This is a genomic window from Bartonella sp. AP40SXNS (genome assembly GCF_042195825.1).
Lineage (GTDB): Bacteria > Pseudomonadota > Alphaproteobacteria > Rhizobiales > Rhizobiaceae > Bartonella.
On record NZ_JBHIPB010000090.1, the window covers coordinates 1 to 969 of the forward strand.

The window sequence follows — 969 nt, forward strand, 5'->3', positions numbered from 1 at the left end:
GAATCGCTATGAGGGAACATCAGAAAATAGTGTGGATCATTCTTGTTATCAGCCAACTGAACCGCATTATGGGCTGCTTCATCTGGTGCTGTAAGAATACCATTGAGGAAAAAATGAACCTTGCCATCAGAACCTTTTTGTAAATTCTGTTGTTCTTCATCCGTTAAATAATGTGCGTGAGGAAACAATCGCGCCATTCCAAGTGAAGGCAAGGATGGCAGATTGTTGATCATCACTTAAGGCTGGCATTCATCCGCGTTTTTATACCTTCTACAAAACGGGCTGTTTAAGCGCTTTTCGACACTTCTCTTCGGGATGACAGCACCAGGCTGACAAATGGGGAGGTTTTCCTCTTTAAAAGTATAACACGGACTCCCTCCCCCTTTATAACGGAATCCTGCTTGAATCATACATGTATAAGTTGTTGCTTTTGCATTGATGCTCTGCTTTCTATTTTCTGAATCAGGATCGATAAGACTCGGCATTCCACATTCTAATAAGGCTTTTCCTACCTCAGTAGAATCCGCACCTGATTTCTCCCACATACTCACGTACCCTGGAGCAGGTTTGTCAATGTTTTCAATGTCACATCCAGTAACCGTTAACAAAATGAGCAGGCTTAATAAATTAAACAACATTTTCATTTTTTGTTCCCTGTTCTCGTTGAATAAAGTTTTTTAAAATCAAATGAACCGTAATTCCATCTACACGCATCACTCGCATCAGCATAACAATTATGGGGGCTCGGGTTAAGGCCCAAGACCGCTCTCCCCATCTCTCTGAGAGGATTAGTTGCTATAGTAAATAAACTGTTTGCTGCAAATATCGTCATATAAAAAGGATTTTTTATACCTTTCTCCAAAAGTGAAAAATCTAGATTTAAAGGTGCCTTATAAGCCGTAGGCCAATTGTAACCAATCACTGTACTAATGGGGTCTAACATATGACCTTGTATGTAGATATAATTTT

Annotated in this window: 1 protein-coding gene and 2 pseudogenes; all 3 read right to left on the reverse strand. The window is 39.8% G+C overall.

The features are described from left to right. Window positions 1–233: pseudogene (locus ACFILZ_RS09910) on the reverse strand (filamentous hemagglutinin); the annotation flags it as partial. Between the two features lie 3 nt (window positions 234–236). Next, on the reverse strand, window positions 237–644 hold the full coding sequence (locus ACFILZ_RS09915) for a hypothetical protein (protein ID WP_375611070.1): 408 nt from the start codon (window positions 642–644) through the stop codon (window positions 237–239). Beyond that, window positions 641–969, reverse strand: a pseudogene (locus ACFILZ_RS09920) (hypothetical protein); the annotation flags it as partial. The pseudogene ACFILZ_RS09920 and the gene ACFILZ_RS09915, both read right to left, overlap by 4 nt.

What these genes read in the sequence shown, in the direction of transcription:
- ACFILZ_RS09915 (WP_375611070.1), bottom strand. Translation starts at nt 644, where the DNA reads ATGAAAATGTTGTTTAATTTATTAAGCCTGCTCATTTTGTTAACGGTT.